Genomic DNA, 14,766 nt, shown 5'->3' on the forward strand with positions numbered 1-14,766 from the left:
CAGCCAGGTGCGGCGATCGCTCGACAGCGCCAGGACGTCGAAGGCCGGTGCTTTGCTGTTGTTGGAGCGGACCTCCTGCAGCGCGATCACGGCGCTGAAGTTCATGGTGGCGATGCGGCCGACGGGGGCGCTGGTCTGCGGGTCGAGCTTGAGGTTGCCGATGTTCATGGTGGAAGGCTCCTGATGCGTCCGAACCCATTGTCCGGATCATCCTCCTCCATCCCCCTCTCCTCCCGGGCCCTTCGGCCCGGCGCGCGCGAACTGCGCGCATCCGCGCCGCCCCTTCGGGCGAGCGCGTAAGCTTCAACGTGTTTTCTCTATGCTCGTCCGGCAGGCAGGCCGTGTATACGGCTATACCGGTCTACTCGGAGCGTCGTCGCTTCAGCTGCTCGAGGAAGGCCTTGGCTTGTGCCTGAGCAGGTCCGTCGCGGTTCGCGAGTGTCTTCATACGATCGATCTGCAGCGTGGCGCTCAGCCCTTCGGGGATGTCGCACCAGGGCGCCAGGAGGCGCAGTGCCTCGTCGGGCGTCTTGAGCTGGCCTGGGTCGGCGCCTTCCCAGAGGATCTCCTCCTCTTCGCCATCGTCTTCGGTGCTGCTGCGGAAGACTTGGACAAAGTAGGTCTGCAATGGCCGATCCCAGCCTACGAACGCTTCGCAGGCATCGATCCCGGCCTTGATCGGTACAGTGTGGCGGCTCATGGCGGCATCTTCCTCGAGACTGGGGCGGTGTGCAATTCGCTCAGTAATCGCTCACCAGCATGACGGTGACGACGCGCACGGTGACCGAGGCGTTGGCCGGATCGGGCGAAGCGAAGTCCATGCTCTCGTCGTAGCAATCGATCTTGAGCATCAGCTTGTGACCGTCGATCTCGAACCAGGCCATGTCCCGCTCGGGTGAGCTGGGGGTGAAGGTGCATTCGCGCAGCGCGCGCATGATGCGCGCCTGCGCCATGACGTTCTGTCGCGGATCGTTGGCCGGAGACAGCGTGGACAGAAGGCTTCTCGTCATGACGATCTTGGCCTGGCGATCGAAGCCTATGCGGGCACGATCGTTCAGTCGGGCGATCCGCTCGGTGACGGTATCGGCGGGGAGCGTGGGCAGCTGGCGGGTCATGCGGCCTCCGTCATGTGCTGGGCGTGGAACCGATCGAGCCAGCTTTCCAGCGTCGGCCGGGTCTCGATGGGGAGCGCAGCGGCGCGCTCCTGGAAGCGGATCAGGTCCGTCGGCGCCGCGGCGATGATCCGGTCGACCTCGGCTGCGGGCAGCAGCCCCTCTTCGCGGATGAAGTCGGTCATGCGGCCCGGCCTGGTCTTCGTGCCACGGCGCCACAGGCCTTCGACGGTGCGCAGCCGCGGCGCGGCGCGCGCCTCGATCAGGACGATGATGCGCAGCCAGTGCGCCGGCACCTGCCGCAATTCGTCCGGCTTCATCGCCAGGCAGAACACGCAGCTCGACTTCGCCGGCACCGGCAGGCCTTCGGCGACGATCCGCGCTTCGCAAGCTGCGCGGTCCCAGCCCCACACCCGCAGCGGGTACTGGTTATCGAACAGCGGATCGTCGATGCCCGCGGCGTGCGCGTAGCGCTGCCCGTCGCGGGTGCTGGCGTCGTAGCCGATGAACCGCACCACCTTTTGCCCTGCGGCCCATGCCGCCTGCGCCGGCGCCCACGCCTTGACGAACGCCTCCTGCGGCGCCGCCTTGTATTTCGCGCTGCAGCTGTGGCGGCCGAAGCTGATGCTGGGCAGGCAGCCATTGGTGAGGAGCGAGCCGGCGAGATCCTCGTAAGGTGGCCAATGCTTGAACCGCTTGGTGACGTAGCGGACCACCTCATGCCGGATGCCGCGTGCGGCCATCCACTCGCGCATCATGGCGAGATAGGCGTAGGTCTCTGGCTTCTCGGCGCCGGTGTCGGCGGTCAGGACCAGATCGGGCGGCTGACCGATGGCGACCAGCTCGACCAGCATTGCGGTGGAATCGACGCCGGCGCCGTAGCACAGGACAGAGGGCGCACGCATGTCACGCGGCCTCCGGGAGGTCGCCGAGTTCGACCGCCACGGCCTCCTGGCCGATGGCGATGGTCACCGTCCGGCCCTGTGGCAGGCGCCAGCGATTGGCGAAGATCAGGTCGCGGATGTTGGCCACGATCGCCTCGTCGGCGCTCAGCAGCAAGGTGTTGGCCCGGCTTCGCGCATCGCGCAGGAACGCCTCGTGCTGGGTGTCCCAGGAATCCGCGGCGCTGTCGTCGCTGGGAGAGAAGCAGACGCACTCCAGGAGGTTCACCAGCTCCTCCGGCTTCAGCGCACGCGTATCCGTCCACGCGATCCGCAGCGCCTCCAGGTTTTCCCACCAATAATCGTCGTCGACGAACAGGGCGATGTCGGTTGGGGTGGTTTCCTGCCGGAGCACGTCTCCCGCAGCCGTGGCAATGTTCCAACGGCAGGCGATCGCCTGTGCGCGCAGGTCGGCCTTGAACTGGTCCGCCGCCATTTCGGTCGCCGACAGGATCTGGCCATCAACGGTCGTCACGACGAACTCGACGTCCTGCAGCCGGGCAACCGCGTCGTACCAGGCGAAGCCGGCATAGCTGCTGTGCTCGGCTGCGAGGTACGGTCCCATCGGATGCGTCACCAGCGCGCGGTCGAACGGCTGTTCGACAAAGGCGTCGTCGCCGAGCACGATCACCGTGCCGGCATCAACCGGGATTTCCTCGCCGGAAGCGCCCTGGCGCGATAGCGACGGATTGCCGTACTCGCTGTGCGAGGTGGCAGGCGCCCAGCGCTTGAGCACCGGATCGGCCTCAGGCAGCGTCACACCCAGTTCCGCAGCGCGCTGCCAATCTTCGAACGACAGGCGGTGGCTCGGCTGCAGCGCTATGTGTTCGTAGATGGCGCGTTCGCAGGCGATCAGCAGCTCGGCATAGGCTTCGTTGACCACGAACTCCTTGCGCGCGGGCAACAACAGCTGCAGCCCGGCGGTGTCACCGATATCGACGCGCGCGTGGTAGTGCCGTGCAGTCAGGCTCTCCGAGACGGTCACCAGCTTGTGGTTGATGGTGAGGCCATGGAAGTTGACGCTCGGCTCCTTCCAGCTGTTGCTACCGGCATGGACACCGATCGTGGTGCCGCGCCAGCTTGTCCGGTGCAGCGCGCTGTCGAGAAAGCCCTCGCGCTTCGCCTCGATGCCGTTCACGATGACAGGCAACGGGAAGAACCTGGCGACAGCGGCGATGGCCTGCTCGGCCTTCGGCTGACTTGGGCTCTGCTCGATCGAGAAGCGGAGGCTGGTTCCGATCGGGTGCTCTGCGGGGTGCAGCACGAGGTCCGTTTCGCCCGTCCACCCATCGGCAGGGATCGTAACCCGCCATGCGCTGTCATGCGCTGCATGGCACGACGTGATCGTCACCTCGCGGCCTGCCAGACTGAACACGCCCATGCCGGCGGGATCCTCGCGCGCGATCGTGCTGCCGTCCCACCCCGACGATCCCAGCGTCAGCAGATTGGCCGGTTGTTCTACCCCGCTGCCGTCATCGGTGACGCAGATCGTCGCGATGTCGTCATCCGTGTGATGCGAGATCGCCACGCAACTGGCACCTGCGCGCCGGGCGTTCTGCAGCAGTTCGTTGAGGACGTCAGTGAGGGTGCCGTTGAACAGCCTGGTCACCTTGATGATGGTGTTCTCGGCAACGCTTGGGCGGATGGAGGAAGGCAGCATCGACAGATCTCCGTGAACAGGATCGTTCGACTCCACCCTCCCCCTCCCCTTTTCGGCCGTTCCAGCGCTGCAGAGCGCCGCGTCGACGGTGACCGGCTTGGCCTCAGCGCTGAGCGGCGGTATCGCGAGTGTGCCGGTACTCGGCGAGCCGGACATCTGCCGCTGCGATGATCCCCTCCAGGTGCGGCTGCAGGTCGGGGCACGGTCGCGATGCGCGCCGGTCCTGCGCCAGCAGCCATTGCGCATCGGCCTTGGTGAGATCCCCGCGGCGTTGCCGGGCATAGACCTCTTCGGTGTAGTCAGGCTCCTGTGCCAGGATCCGGATCGCCCGATCGCGGATGCTGTCGTCAGCGCCGTTCACCACTGTTTCGTCGGGCTTGCCGTTGCGGATTGTGGCGATGGCCGCGTCGGTCGGTTCAGCTTTGTACTGATATGCCTTGTCGTCGCTGCCGAGCGTGACGACGTGCTTGCGCAAGAGGCGCTTCAGCGCCTTGCCCGCCTCGTCCAGCGCCATCATCCGGCTGACCAGCAATTCCAGGTCGCACAGCGAGCCAGTGTCCCAAGGCTGCCGCTGAGCAGGGTCGGCCTGAAAAGGGCCGGACGGCGCCACGTTGTCGGCGAGCCAGCTATTGATCTCGGCCACGGTCGGACCGTCAGAGCCGCTGACCCGGTGAATGCGGTCGCATCCTCCTCGGCCCTCGTTACTGGTGTGGAACGCGGCCTTGCCGTCGACATAGATCGTGGCGCTGTAAGCGGTTGTCTCTTCCGACAGGTGGTTGGCGATCTTCAGGTTCTTGAGCTCGATCTTCATGGCACGTCTCCTCAGCTAGAGGCGTCCACCGCCCTCCCCCTTTTCTTTCAGCCGCACGTTCCCCCAGCGTGCAGCGGCACCAGGCTGCTCGATCACTGTGTTGGCGCCAGCTGGGTAGCGCCGCCGAATGAGCGCAGCGCGGCCGCCATTTCCTGCCGCATCCGGGTTTTGCTTCCAAAGCTGACGCGCGGATCAAGCGGGCGGCCATCGGCCGTCACATACCCGGTTGCCGGTGTTCCGGTGGTTGTCTCGACGACGATGATGTGACGCCGGTCCTCCACGGCCTTGCCGCCATACCGGACGGTGAACTCGCCGAGCTTGCCGCTGAGCCCCTGGGCAAGTTTGCTCCAGCGGATATGCCCGGCGCCGACATTGCCCGTCCCGGTGGCAGCGCGGTCGAGCCAGGTTTTGAGATGCTGGCGTTGCTGCAGGACGGTGTTGCGAGTGCGCTCCATGCTCCGGCAGAGCGGCAAGGCAGACGCATGGGCGTCGATCACGGCCAGGGCATCGCCCTGTGCCGCCACCAGTATGTCGTCGATCGTCAGACCGGCGGTCAGATGGCGGAGTGTCGCTGTCTGCTCGGGATCGGTCGCAAGTTCGTCGCACCGTTCGGTCGTAAGCGGTTCGCGACGTGGGATGCTCGACGGCGTGGTGAAGCCGCCGGCGGTCAGCAGTACAATGTTGAGCTGCTCGGCTTCTGGACGAGCAAGCACCTGATCTAGGATCGTGCTGGTAGAGCCCTCTTCGAAGGCGGGATCGTCAGCAAGGATCAGCAACCGCCGGTGCCATCGCGCTGGTCGCGCGTCGTCCGTCGGCCGTGGCCAGCTGCTTGGCAGGGGACGACCTGCCGGTGCGGCCGCACCGGTCTTCGTCTGTTCGCCTGTGCGATCGGCGGCGATCATGCTGCGGCGTGCGGCATCGAACAGATCCGCTGGATCTCCGCCGCCATCGGCAAAGCCGCGATCGTACGCGGCGCGGTGCGCGTCTAATTGACGTGTACAGCCCGGCTTCCCATAGGACCAACCTGCGTGGGCAGCGTACCAGCCCTGGCTGTAGCAGGTCGCCGTTTCCCAATCGTAGCCGTAGTCAGCACGGCCACGGAGGATGGCGCGGTCACTGTCGGTGATCGAACCGCTGACGTCCTTGCCTTCGACATGCGCGAAGTTGGTGCGCTGACGTTCGCCCTCGGCCGCCGCTGCGATGGCGTCGTTGACCGGGCGCATGGCGACCACGCGTGCCCGTGTTCGCGCCATCCTGTCCTCCAGAGGTGCTGTCGGCGCGAGATCGGGAAAGTCGCGCCACGCTTTTGCGAGAGCCTCGGCGTGAGGGGGTGATCGGCCTCGTGCAATCCACGTAGCTGCGTCTGCCGGGTCGAACCTTTCAGCGAGCTGCGATGTGACCAGGCGGTCGAGCACGATTGCGCCCGACGTCATGGTGCCGTGCATGTTGGGCTCCTTTCAGGTGATGTCAGGCGGCAGCGCGGTAGAGCTCGGCCGCCCACGCCTGGACCCATGGCTCGACCACCTCGTCATGACTGAGCGCGCCTTCTTCGATCAGCGTGTTCAGCTGATCTCGCGCCGTGGCGATCGCCTGTTCCCATGGGTCCAGCATCGGCCGCCTGAGGGGATGGCCGGCCTCCGCCTTCAGCTGCCGTGGTCGCAGACAGGCGGCGCGGCGCTGCTTGCGATACCAGCTGACCATATGGGTTGCGGCCAGAACGTCGGTCTTGCTGATCTGCTGCCGATGCGCCTCCCTGCGGGCCTGGATTCCCCAGGCTTGGCTATCGATACTTGCCACTCGGTCACCGAAATCGCTTAGAAACGGCAGGGCCGGGCCTTTCACCCCGAAGCAATGTAGAACCACATCTTTGGGCAAGATGCGGTCGAGCCGCTCCACGACCGAGATCACGCCTTCAGGCCCGCGGATCTCGCGCCGGCACATGCTGCCCACACCGATGGTCCGCCCGGGCTCGATGGACCAGCTCAGTGCGTCGGCACAGCGCTCGTAATCGTCAGGGGTGCGGCCCTGCAGCACCGGCATGAAGCGATGTTCGATGCCGGCAGCGCGTGCACGGCGCCGGGTCTCGCGGTTGGCGGCAATGGTGCGCGAGAGCCGCTCGTCGATCGCGGTGCGGTCGGCGGCGATCTCCTGTTCGACCGGATAGTCGAAGCTGGCGAAGTGGCGGAACTGGAAGCTCGCCGCCAGCTCCACATAGGCGTCGATGGTCCAAGGGAATCCGCCATAAACCATGTGGCTGGTAAAGCCGCCGCTATCGAGCGTCAGGTCGGTGCCGGCAGGCAGGCGCTGCAGGTCCGCCAGGTTCCATCCCGCCCATCGCCGGCGTTCGCCCTGCCCGCGCCAGCGGGACAGGGCATTGGCTGACACCAGCAACGGTGCACCGAGCGCGAGAGCGCGCGCGAGGATCGGGCCTTGCCGCAGATGCGGCAGACCGAGAATGATCTCGATCATGCCGCATTCCTGACCTTTTGGGCCGACGGGCTTGCCGGCTTGTCGACGATCGTCGCGCCGAGCGCCTCCACCAAGCGCGGCGTTTCCATGGCGTTCCACCGGCCTTTGTCGGCCAGCATCCACTGTTCGGCCTCCGCGTAGGAAGCGTGGCCCAGGTGATCGACCCCGGTGACTTCGCGCGCGACGAACCCGATCATGCCATCGGGCACCCACTGCGCCCAATCGCCCCACGCCGAGCAGGCAATGACCTGACCGATCACCTGCTGGTACTTGGCGCGCTCCTTCAGCACATAGGACTGGTTCTCGGGCACAGCCTCGCCGGTGAACGCCGTGTAGCGATCGGGATGCCAGCAGCGCACCGTATCGCGCGCGAGCTGCAGCTGATCCGGCGTGCCCATCGTGGTCCCGGCGAACTCGGGCTCGAAGGCGAGCACCGGCAGGGCCCAGTTGCAATCCTCCTCGTAGCTGCGGCTGTCGAGCCGAAGCTTTTCAGGCATTGCGGCCTGCCGCTCATCCGAGAGGATCATGCCGCCATGACTGGCGGTAGTGACGAACCACGCTCCGGGGATCACCTCGGTGGCGGTCTGGACGCGGCCCCAGATGGATTCAGCGGGGCGCGGTGTGTTGGCGAAATGCTGCATGACGGATCTCCTGTTCCGTCACGTTCCCTCCCCCTCCTCTTTGCCGCCCTGTCGCGGCTTTGCGGAACGAGCGGCTTCTGGCACGGCTTGTACCAGCAAGAGCAATCACAGGTCATTCAAGTGGACGAGACACCTCCGCCCCTCGCTGAGCGAATGCAGCGCGCGCTCATCGAGCATCTGGTCCGATCGGGATTGCTGGACGGCGATGATATCGCGGACATCTGCGAGCGACTGAAGCGCAGCGGCGATGATGCGGCCGCACGCGAGTTCGCCGCGTTGATGCTGCGCGGAATGAAGCCCGATCAATCGGAGCGGGCTGCTGATCGCGCTCGCGAGCGGTTTCATGCGATCGAGGGTGGCAAAACCTCCGATTGATCTACAGGGGGACATCGCAGATTTTGTGCGTAAACGTACGCTAAGCCGTGTGCGTCCGCGCATCGCCGTCCAGCGGCGCGGCCCGCGTTCAACGGCCGCTTTCGAGATGCACCGGAGACCGCTCCAATGGCGAGGTAGGGTGGAGAGCGGACAGGCGGCTTTGCGGCGCCAGGTAGTAGAAAGCGGCCGTTTGTTGGCCTAGCTGGGTCATGCACATTCCGGATAGAACCACCGCGCTCCGATTTATCGGGCACGGAGCGCAGCTGTATCGTAGCGCCGTCTCTCAAGATTTGAGCAGCTTGCACGCCTTGTTCGGCTCCCTGCCGAGGGAGCACGCAGGCATCCGCATCAGCGGCATGGAGGCATTGCGGCATTTCCTCAGAGCGGACGGATCGATCGGCTTGATCGCAGCGGGCGTGCTCGGCTCTGCAAGTCGTCCTGTCCGAGCAATCCTGTTCGACAAGACGGCCGAGACAAACTGGTCGCTGGCGTGGCATCAGGATCGCACGATCTGCGTTCAGAAGAAGGTCGATGTCCACGGCTTCGGGCCATGGACGATGAAGGCCGGCATGCAGCACGTCGCTCCGCCCTTCCATCTGTTGACCCGTATGGTCACGTTGCGGGTTCATCTGGACGACGTCCCGGCCACAAACGCTCCGCTCTTGATCGCACCCGGTTCTCACACATGCGGGCGTATCCCTGTCGATAAGATCGAGGAGGTGGTTAAACGATGCGGAACTGAGGTTTGCATCGCTGAAGCAGGCGACGTGTGGCTCTATGCGACCCCAATCCTGCATGCGTCGGAGGCGGCTGAGGCACCTACACACCGGCGCGTTCTACAACTCGACTTCGCGGCTGAAGACCTTCCAAATGGCTTGGAGTGGCTCGGGGTCTGACGGCTGCTTTCAGGCACGATGCGGGATCGCCTAAATGACTGAGTTGGGGCGAAAGCGGAACGGCTGCTTTTAGGTCGACGGAGCGGAAAGCGGACGCCAAGCCGGCGTCTAACGTAGTGTCCGCTTTACCAGGGCTTGGGCCAATAGCTGCCAGACAGCTAGCGCCCCATTGCCGACATTTCGATCACCCGGGGGTGACCGCGGCCTATGGGCCGGTTAGGTGAGAAGGCCAGTGGCGATCGGAAGTCGATCAGCCTCAAGGAGAGCTCGCATGCTTTTTCACACCATGGTCGGATCGAACGACATTGAACGGTCGAAGCGCTTCTACGACACGGTGCTCGCCACTTTGGGGGCAGGCGAGGGGGCGCGGAACATCGCCGACAGCGGTCATACGCGGCTGATCTATAATAATGGCAACGGAACCAACTTCATCGTCAGCCAGCCGATCAACGACGAGCCGGCAAGCGTCGCCAACGGCAGCACCGTCGCCTTTTCGTGCAACTCGCCTGAACAGGTGAAGCAGCTTCATGATACCGCGGTTGCCAACGGTGGCACCTCGATCGAAGCCCCGCCCGGCCCGCGCAATACGGCATCGCTGGGGACGGTTGAACTTGCCTATTTTCGCGACCCTGACGGCAACAAACTATGCGGAATCCATTTTCCGGCCTGATCTGTCCGACATGAGTCCGCTTCTGAGTCTAGCGGACCCGTATCATGCGATCGCGCGAATGTCCGCCTCCCACCCACTTCCAGCCATCCCAATCCTAGCGAAACCCGCTCAATAGCAGAAGAGCGGCTTTGCCCTCGGGCTGGACAGAACCTGCCAGGCGGCTAGCGCCCCATTGCGGACAATTAGAGTGCCCCTTTTGGCTCCTCACTCCCGCCATACGTTCATCACAGCCTTACTGCCGCTTTCTGACGCTCTGATTGAGGCGGTGGACGACGAGGCCATTGCGGCCCGGTAGCGTTCTACTAAGGGGGCGCAGAGAGCTGCATTGGTCAAGCTCAGGTTTACGCAGGGTTCCCAGCTGTTTAAGGTAAACGAAGCTGACAAGAACCCCCGCTACTTGAAGAGTAAGGAAGTGCGATGCAGCGCCGATTGCTATCAATGCTTGCTTTCGCCGCGGCCAGCGCCGTTGCGCTGCCAGTACAGGCACAGATGTGGTTCGACACGGCCGCCATCATGCAACCGGTCGTGCTGAATCCGTGTCCTGGCGCACGATGTCCGGGAGCAGGCAGCAACGGCGACACAGGCGACGCCGCGACCCTCGCCTCCGATCCAGCGGGCTCGGCGACGGCGGCTGTCGACCTGACCTACGCTCCGTCTATCGAGCGGCGCCGTGCCAATCTTGCGGAGTTTGTTGCCAGAACACGAGCCGACAATCCCGAGAGCGCGACGCAGATGGAAGAGCTTTTCGCCTCTACCGACGTGATCGGACAGGTCGGTTCCGCACTTGCACCCTATGGCTATTCGGTGGCTGACCTGGGCGACGCCTATGCCTTCTGGTGGATGACCGCATGGGAAGGAACACGAGGTTTCAACCGTGCTTTCAGCCAAAGTGAAATGCAGGCTGTTCAGGAGCAAGCTCATCACGCGCTCGCCAGCACCTCGCAGATTGCTCAATCTACGGATGCGCAGAAGCAGCAAATGGCTGAGGCCCTGTGGATCCAGGCATCCATGATCGATGGCCTAGTCGACATGGCCGAGCAACAGCCCGGGCTCATGTCGCAGCTGCAAGCGGCCATCAGGCAGGGCGCCTTGGCATCAGGCGTCAATCTGGATGCCATGCAGCTGACCCCTCGCGGGTTCACCAGCCGATAGACAGCGTAGCCTTCCTCCGGAGGAAAAAACGCGCGCAGCCTCGCAATGGGCTGCGAGGTGCAAGCCAAGGACGACTTCCGGCCGCGACAGGAATGGCCGCTCTCCGGCAGCAGCGACCCGGAAGCAGCCCTTCCGCTCCCCACCCACCTCCAGTCACGCTGGGGCAAGTGAAACTCGCCCGAAAGCTGAATTGCCACTTTGCTCCCTTCCAGGCAGGCACTGTCGATCGGGGAGCCTCCGAGTACGTCGAGACATCGCTGTTGCGGCTACCCTGAAAGCGAACGTAGGTTGACGCCAGCTCTGCTAAAGAGGTCGGTATGAATGATCGGGATGTTTGTGTCGGCAAGTGCCATTGCGGAGCGGTGCGCTTCGAAGCGACATTGACCGACGGCTTCAACACCATCCGCCGGTGCACCTGCTCATATTGCAGAATGCGAGGAGCCGTGGCCGTCTCCGCGGAAATGGGTGGGGTGAGGATTGTACAAGGTGAAGAGGTTCTGACCCGCTATCAGTTTAACACCGGCGCAGCGAACCACTTCTTTTGCTCACGCTGTGGTATCTACACGCATCATCAACGTCGCTCTAATCAAAACCAGTTTGGGGTGAACGTCGCATGCTTGGAGGGGATCAGCCCATTCGACTTCTTGGTTGTACCTGTCGAAGACGGTGTAGAGCATCCGAATGATAACGGCGGGCTGACCCGGCTAGCAGGTACGCTCCGGTTTATACCTGCTGAGTAGCACTTTGCTGACAAACTACAGCTTTTGGACGTACCAGGCCGAAAGCGGACCGGCAGCTTGCCACCCAAACTTCGCCATAAAGTCGGCTTCTGACGCGACCTGAAAGCGGTCGTTCCATACGCGGGGTGCTGCTTGAGGTCGTGGCGAAAGGCTTACCGTGAATCTGTGTCCGGGGCCGCTACGGTGCGTGAACTGCCGTTGCTTCGGTCGCTCCGCAAACGATGTGGCTTAGCGTACGTTTACGCACAGATTCTGCGATGTCCCCTACAGGGACCGGCGGGTTCAGCCGATCGTCGCCTTTTGCGAGAGAGACCAGGACCGGAGCCTTTCGCCCGGCCTCTCGTTAGTGGCGGGAAAGGTAAACACATGCTTATCAAGCTCGCCGCGCTCGCGGCCGCCGGTTACGCTGGCTATAAATACTTCTATGAGGACAAAGGGAGCAGTGCGCCTCGCGTGTCCTCTCGTCCCTCACCCAACCCGCGTGCTGTGGCTGGTGGCCCGATCAGTGGCGATGCGCAGCTGATCCATCCCGGTGAGGAACTGCCCAGCGGCTGACCGGGCGGGCTCGGCTATTCGGCGACGCGCTCCCGTATAGTCAGTCGATCATGGCCTCGAGCTTGTCGAGGATCGCGTCAGTGGCGATGTCATCTAGCGTTATGGTCAGAGCGGGGCGGATCTCGATGATGCGCTCCCGCTCGATCAGCTTGCGTTCGAGGTAATGACTGGTCGTTTCGCGCAATACCTGCACTGCAAAATCGGCCTCCTCGCCGGTGCGCCAATCCATATAGGCCACCACCAGGTCGGGCCTCACATTCCCTGACGGATGGAAGATGTCGAACAGCGGCTTCTTGATCGCGACCTGCACGCCCTTGGCGCGCATCCGGTACTGGAACCGGGTCAGGCGTTCGAGCAGCTGTCGATCGTCGGCGCGGTCCGACGGGATGAACTGATTGCCCTTGAACACGGGCTGCGCATAGGCGCGTAGCGGCAAGTAGCCCTCGCGCTTGCTGTGCTCACCGACGACGACCAGCGCAAGGAACGGCGGCTCGACCTGAGCGCGGACGATGCCGGTATGCTGGATGCGGTTGCGCACCGTAACCGTGCCGAGGCCGGTCTCGATATCGGTGCCGGTGATGGCGTTGGCCTCAAGCAGCATGAAGGCCTGCGGCGCAAACCCGACCGGCCACTTCTTCGCGGCCTCGCGCAGGCGGGCATGGACCCGCAGGCTCTCGTAGTCGGTCGCCTTGGTGTAGAGGTGATCGGCAAGGCAGATGCCAGGCGCGATCTCGAACCGCTGCGCGGCCTTCCAGACCTTGCGCATCTCGTCGCGGATCGAGAACTCGGGCCGGCCTTCCGATGGCAGCCCCTGGATGACGTTGGTGCGCGCGGCCTCCAGCAGCATCCACAGCAGACGGGCGAGGCGAGGGATGTCGACGCCGCGGCTACGATCGTCGGGCTCGCTATCGAGGGGGGCCTGCGCCAGCTTCTCCGGCGCTTCCTTGTGGGCGTTGAACAGACCCTTCGGGAACTCGATCTCGAACAGCGTGTCGTCAGCGCGCTCGCGGATGCGGTCGGGCGCCGGCGGTAAATAGAACGGGCAGCTGCGCTTGTGTGGCGGCCTGCTGGTGAGCCGGCGCAGGTAGTACGTTTCCTGGAAGCTCAGGTAAGCCGGGCTCATGATCGGTGGCCGTGCCTCGTCGCCCAGGCAGTCGCAGGCGATCCACTTGTGGTTCTCGCGCGCGGTCACGACCATCGACACCGACGCTGCATGATCGTCCTGCGAGCCGCTGCCGGTATACCAGCGGACGAGCGCTGCGCGCAGCGCTGGCGGCAGGGCGAAGCGCTTGCCCAAACCATTCGTGTCCCGTGTCACCAGCCACATGATGAATGCCTTGACGCCTCCGCGATGTTCACGTTACGTTCACGCCATCAAAGGAGCATACCATGGTTCAGTCAGTTGCCATTGGCCAGTTCGATCTCGACGTAACGCTACGTGATGCAGCCCTCGACCCTGCCATAAGCCCGACCCGTCGGATGATCGCCAACGCCTCGATCGGGGTGGAAACCTGCGACGCGTTCTACTCGACGTGCGAGCTGCTCGAAGCGTTGGAGGCGGTGCTCGAGGTCGGTGGCCCCAAGAACAAGGCGAAGCTCGCCACCGTGTTGTCGAACAACTGCGACGATTTCCAGCGCTGCCTGTATTACTGCCTCGCCGGTCGCGGCATCGTGCAGATGCTGGAGGATCTTGAGTGGCTCGCCGGGATCCTGAAGGCGCGCGGCCAGATCGAAGGCGAGGAGATCCGCAAGCACGGCCGTCAGCCGCTGCCGCTGGTAAACCCCTATGTCGCAGCGGCGCCGGATGCCCTGCTGGTGTCGGCCTCGGCCGACTTCCAGGAGGGCCCGTCCTGGTGGTTCGATCCCAAGCTGCCCGGGATCATCACCGAGGACTGAGGCTAGAGCATCACCACTTCAAGTTCGACGTCCTCGTCGGTGGTCTCGTCGCTGGGCATGACGCGGTAGGGCTGCAGCTCACACCGCGTCCTGACCACGGCCTGCGGGCCGAAGCCGTCTTCGCACATCCGCTCGGCAACTCGGTCGGCATTATCGCGGCCACACAGGCGCCGGCGGAGGGGTGACAGGGGCTCGGTGTCCATGGCTTCGGTCCTTCCCATCATCTCAGCCGAAGAACGTCTTCGGCGGTTTGCGCTCGGGCACGATCTCGAAGGCGAGCTTCATCAGATTGCCCACGCGGTAGCGACCATAGCCGTTCAGCGATGTCAGCACCATCCTGCGCCCTTCCTTCCGCACCCGGAACTCGCTAATTTTTGAGCCGTCGGTGAACTCGATCGGATCGGCAAAGCGGATCATCGCGCCATCATCCAGCTTGCGTCCGGCGAGCCGCAGATTGCGGTAGCAGCGGTTGCGCCAGTTGAGCTTGTATGGATTGTCGCTCGATGACAGCAAGGCCAGCACGCTGGCCGGACACTCGGCCTCGCATGGTCCCATGCTTTCCGACATATCCTTATACCCGAAAATGAAGCCGTCGGCCGCGTTGGGATTCCACCGCACCAGGCAGACAATCGCGGTCACTTCGAGCACCTCGCCGGCCCCGGTGTAGCTTTCCACAGCGGCGTAATAGGTCTTGCCCGACCAGACACTCTTGAGAACCCGCAGGCCATTGATCTCCTGATCGTCGGCCTGGCGCGGCTCATAGGTGAGCTGGGTATCCAGGTAGGCCTTCGGTGTCTTGTGTCCGCCCATCGAACTGGAAGGCATGGAGAGCCATCCCATTGTGTTGG

Annotated in this window: 18 protein-coding genes; 7 read left to right on the forward strand and 11 right to left on the reverse strand. The window is 64.0% G+C overall.

Going from position 1 to position 14,766, the window contains the following annotated elements:
- Positions 1-361 precede the first annotated feature (361 nt).
- The 8 genes from PK98_RS14425 to PK98_RS14460 form a co-directional block, all read right to left on the reverse strand.
- Positions 362-700: a hypothetical protein gene (locus tag PK98_RS14425; RefSeq protein WP_039097774.1), complete on the reverse strand. Its 339-nt coding sequence runs from the start codon at positions 698-700 to the stop codon at positions 362-364.
- Between the two features lie 40 nt (positions 701-740).
- Complete coding sequence (locus PK98_RS14430; protein WP_039097775.1) at positions 741-1,115, reverse strand: DUF3768 domain-containing protein; 375 nt, start codon at positions 1,113-1,115, stop codon at positions 741-743.
- Positions 1,112-2,017, reverse strand: a complete 906-nt coding sequence (locus tag PK98_RS14435) for an adenine nucleotide alpha hydrolase family protein (RefSeq protein WP_039097776.1) — start codon at positions 2,015-2,017, stop codon at positions 1,112-1,114. Before PK98_RS14435 ends, PK98_RS14430 begins: the two co-directional genes overlap by 4 nt.
- A gap of 1 nt (position 2,018) precedes the next feature.
- Complete coding sequence (locus PK98_RS14440) at positions 2,019-3,869, reverse strand: ATP-binding protein (protein ID WP_152608714.1); 1,851 nt, start codon at positions 3,867-3,869, stop codon at positions 2,019-2,021.
- Positions 3,817-4,524, reverse strand: a complete 708-nt coding sequence (locus tag PK98_RS16125; protein ID WP_052208859.1) for a hypothetical protein — start codon at positions 4,522-4,524, stop codon at positions 3,817-3,819. The genes PK98_RS14440 and PK98_RS16125 overlap by 53 nt, the downstream gene beginning before the upstream one ends.
- A gap of 92 nt (positions 4,525-4,616) precedes the next feature.
- The gene (locus PK98_RS14450) at positions 4,617-5,969 is read right to left on the reverse strand and encodes a hypothetical protein (protein ID WP_235425542.1); all 1,353 of its coding nucleotides are present in this window, start codon (positions 5,967-5,969) and stop codon (positions 4,617-4,619) included.
- Between the two features lie 22 nt (positions 5,970-5,991).
- Positions 5,992-6,993, reverse strand: coding sequence for a deazapurine DNA modification protein DpdA family protein (locus PK98_RS14455; protein WP_039097778.1), 1,002 nt, complete (start codon positions 6,991-6,993; stop codon positions 5,992-5,994).
- Complete coding sequence (locus PK98_RS14460) at positions 6,990-7,634, reverse strand: DUF7007 domain-containing protein (protein ID WP_039097779.1); 645 nt, start codon at positions 7,632-7,634, stop codon at positions 6,990-6,992. Before PK98_RS14460 ends, PK98_RS14455 begins: the two co-directional genes overlap by 4 nt.
- Here PK98_RS14460 and PK98_RS17435 point away from each other — a divergent pair.
- From PK98_RS17435 to PK98_RS16810, 6 genes are all read left to right on the forward strand, one after another.
- A complete protein-coding gene (locus PK98_RS17435; RefSeq protein ID WP_235425543.1) occupies positions 7,626-8,009 on the forward strand; it encodes a hypothetical protein in 384 nt (127 codons plus the stop codon). The two genes, PK98_RS14460 and PK98_RS17435, sit on opposite strands and share 9 nt — an antisense overlap.
- A gap of 308 nt (positions 8,010-8,317) precedes the next feature.
- Positions 8,318-8,905, forward strand: a complete 588-nt coding sequence (locus PK98_RS14470; RefSeq protein WP_235425544.1) for a phytanoyl-CoA dioxygenase family protein — start codon at positions 8,318-8,320, stop codon at positions 8,903-8,905.
- Positions 8,906-9,176: 271 nt separating this feature from the next.
- Complete coding sequence (locus tag PK98_RS14475; RefSeq protein WP_039097455.1) at positions 9,177-9,575, forward strand: VOC family protein; 399 nt, start codon at positions 9,177-9,179, stop codon at positions 9,573-9,575.
- A 417-nt stretch (positions 9,576-9,992) separates the two neighbouring features.
- Complete coding sequence (locus tag PK98_RS14480) at positions 9,993-10,727, forward strand: DUF6683 family protein (RefSeq protein WP_152608715.1); 735 nt, start codon at positions 9,993-9,995, stop codon at positions 10,725-10,727.
- Positions 10,728-11,044: 317 nt separating this feature from the next.
- Positions 11,045-11,467, forward strand: coding sequence for a GFA family protein (locus PK98_RS16450; RefSeq protein WP_081996297.1), 423 nt, complete (start codon positions 11,045-11,047; stop codon positions 11,465-11,467).
- Between the two features lie 366 nt (positions 11,468-11,833).
- Entirely contained in the window at positions 11,834-12,022 is a 189-nt protein-coding gene (locus PK98_RS16810; RefSeq protein ID WP_152608716.1) for a hypothetical protein, read from the forward strand.
- 40 nt (positions 12,023-12,062) lie between these two features.
- On the opposite strand, the gene PK98_RS14485 is transcribed toward PK98_RS16810, so the two are convergent.
- A complete protein-coding gene (locus PK98_RS14485) occupies positions 12,063-13,349 on the reverse strand; it encodes a hypothetical protein (RefSeq protein WP_039097782.1) in 1,287 nt (428 codons plus the stop codon).
- A gap of 152 nt (positions 13,350-13,501) precedes the next feature.
- On the opposite strand from PK98_RS14485, the gene PK98_RS14490 reads away from it, so the two are divergent.
- On the forward strand, positions 13,502-13,918 hold the full coding sequence (locus PK98_RS14490) for a hypothetical protein (protein ID WP_326998669.1): 417 nt from the start codon (positions 13,502-13,504) through the stop codon (positions 13,916-13,918).
- A gap of 2 nt (positions 13,919-13,920) precedes the next feature.
- Here PK98_RS14490 and PK98_RS14495 read toward each other — a convergent pair whose 3' ends face one another.
- Both PK98_RS14495 and PK98_RS14500 read right to left on the reverse strand, forming a co-directional pair.
- On the reverse strand, positions 13,921-14,121 hold the full coding sequence (locus tag PK98_RS14495) for a hypothetical protein (RefSeq protein ID WP_039097893.1): 201 nt from the start codon (positions 14,119-14,121) through the stop codon (positions 13,921-13,923).
- A 22-nt stretch (positions 14,122-14,143) separates the two neighbouring features.
- Positions 14,144-14,758 (reverse strand): DUF6927 domain-containing protein, encoded by a 615-nt coding sequence (locus PK98_RS14500; RefSeq protein WP_039097784.1) that lies wholly within the window; start codon positions 14,756-14,758, stop codon positions 14,144-14,146.
- Positions 14,759-14,766 lie beyond the last annotated feature (8 nt).

The organism is Croceibacterium mercuriale (assembly GCF_000802385.1).
Taxonomy (GTDB): Bacteria; Pseudomonadota; Alphaproteobacteria; order Sphingomonadales; family Sphingomonadaceae; genus Croceibacterium; species Croceibacterium mercuriale.

What these genes read in the sequence shown, in the direction of transcription:
- PK98_RS14425 (WP_039097774.1), bottom strand. Translation starts at nt 700, where the DNA reads ATGAGCCGCCACACTGTACCGATCAAGGCCGGGATCGATGCCTGCGAA.
- PK98_RS14430 (WP_039097775.1), bottom strand. Translation starts at nt 1,115, where the DNA reads ATGACCCGCCAGCTGCCCACGCTCCCCGCCGATACCGTCACCGAGCGG.
- PK98_RS14435 (WP_039097776.1), bottom strand. Translation starts at nt 2,017, where the DNA reads ATGCGTGCGCCCTCTGTCCTGTGCTACGGCGCCGGCGTCGATTCCACC.
- PK98_RS14440 (WP_152608714.1), bottom strand. Translation starts at nt 3,869, where the DNA reads ATGTCCGGCTCGCCGAGTACCGGCACACTCGCGATACCGCCGCTCAGC.
- PK98_RS16125 (WP_052208859.1), bottom strand. Translation starts at nt 4,524, where the DNA reads ATGAAGATCGAGCTCAAGAACCTGAAGATCGCCAACCACCTGTCGGAA.
- PK98_RS14450 (WP_235425542.1), bottom strand. Translation starts at nt 5,969, where the DNA reads ATGCACGGCACCATGACGTCGGGCGCAATCGTGCTCGACCGCCTGGTC.
- PK98_RS14455 (WP_039097778.1), bottom strand. Translation starts at nt 6,993, where the DNA reads ATGATCGAGATCATTCTCGGTCTGCCGCATCTGCGGCAAGGCCCGATC.
- PK98_RS17435 (WP_235425543.1), top strand. Translation starts at nt 7,626, where the DNA reads ATGCTGCATGACGGATCTCCTGTTCCGTCACGTTCCCTCCCCCTCCTC.
- PK98_RS14460 (WP_039097779.1), bottom strand. Translation starts at nt 7,634, where the DNA reads ATGCAGCATTTCGCCAACACACCGCGCCCCGCTGAATCCATCTGGGGC.
- PK98_RS14475 (WP_039097455.1), top strand. Translation starts at nt 9,177, where the DNA reads ATGCTTTTTCACACCATGGTCGGATCGAACGACATTGAACGGTCGAAG.
- PK98_RS14480 (WP_152608715.1), top strand. Translation starts at nt 9,993, where the DNA reads ATGCAGCGCCGATTGCTATCAATGCTTGCTTTCGCCGCGGCCAGCGCC.
- PK98_RS16450 (WP_081996297.1), top strand. Translation starts at nt 11,045, where the DNA reads ATGAATGATCGGGATGTTTGTGTCGGCAAGTGCCATTGCGGAGCGGTG.
- PK98_RS16810 (WP_152608716.1), top strand. Translation starts at nt 11,834, where the DNA reads ATGCTTATCAAGCTCGCCGCGCTCGCGGCCGCCGGTTACGCTGGCTAT.
- PK98_RS14485 (WP_039097782.1), bottom strand. Translation starts at nt 13,349, where the DNA reads ATGTGGCTGGTGACACGGGACACGAATGGTTTGGGCAAGCGCTTCGCC.
- PK98_RS14490 (WP_326998669.1), top strand. Translation starts at nt 13,502, where the DNA reads ATGATCGCCAACGCCTCGATCGGGGTGGAAACCTGCGACGCGTTCTAC.
- PK98_RS14495 (WP_039097893.1), bottom strand. Translation starts at nt 14,121, where the DNA reads ATGGACACCGAGCCCCTGTCACCCCTCCGCCGGCGCCTGTGTGGCCGC.
- PK98_RS14500 (WP_039097784.1), bottom strand. Translation starts at nt 14,758, where the DNA reads ATGGGATGGCTCTCCATGCCTTCCAGTTCGATGGGCGGACACAAGACA.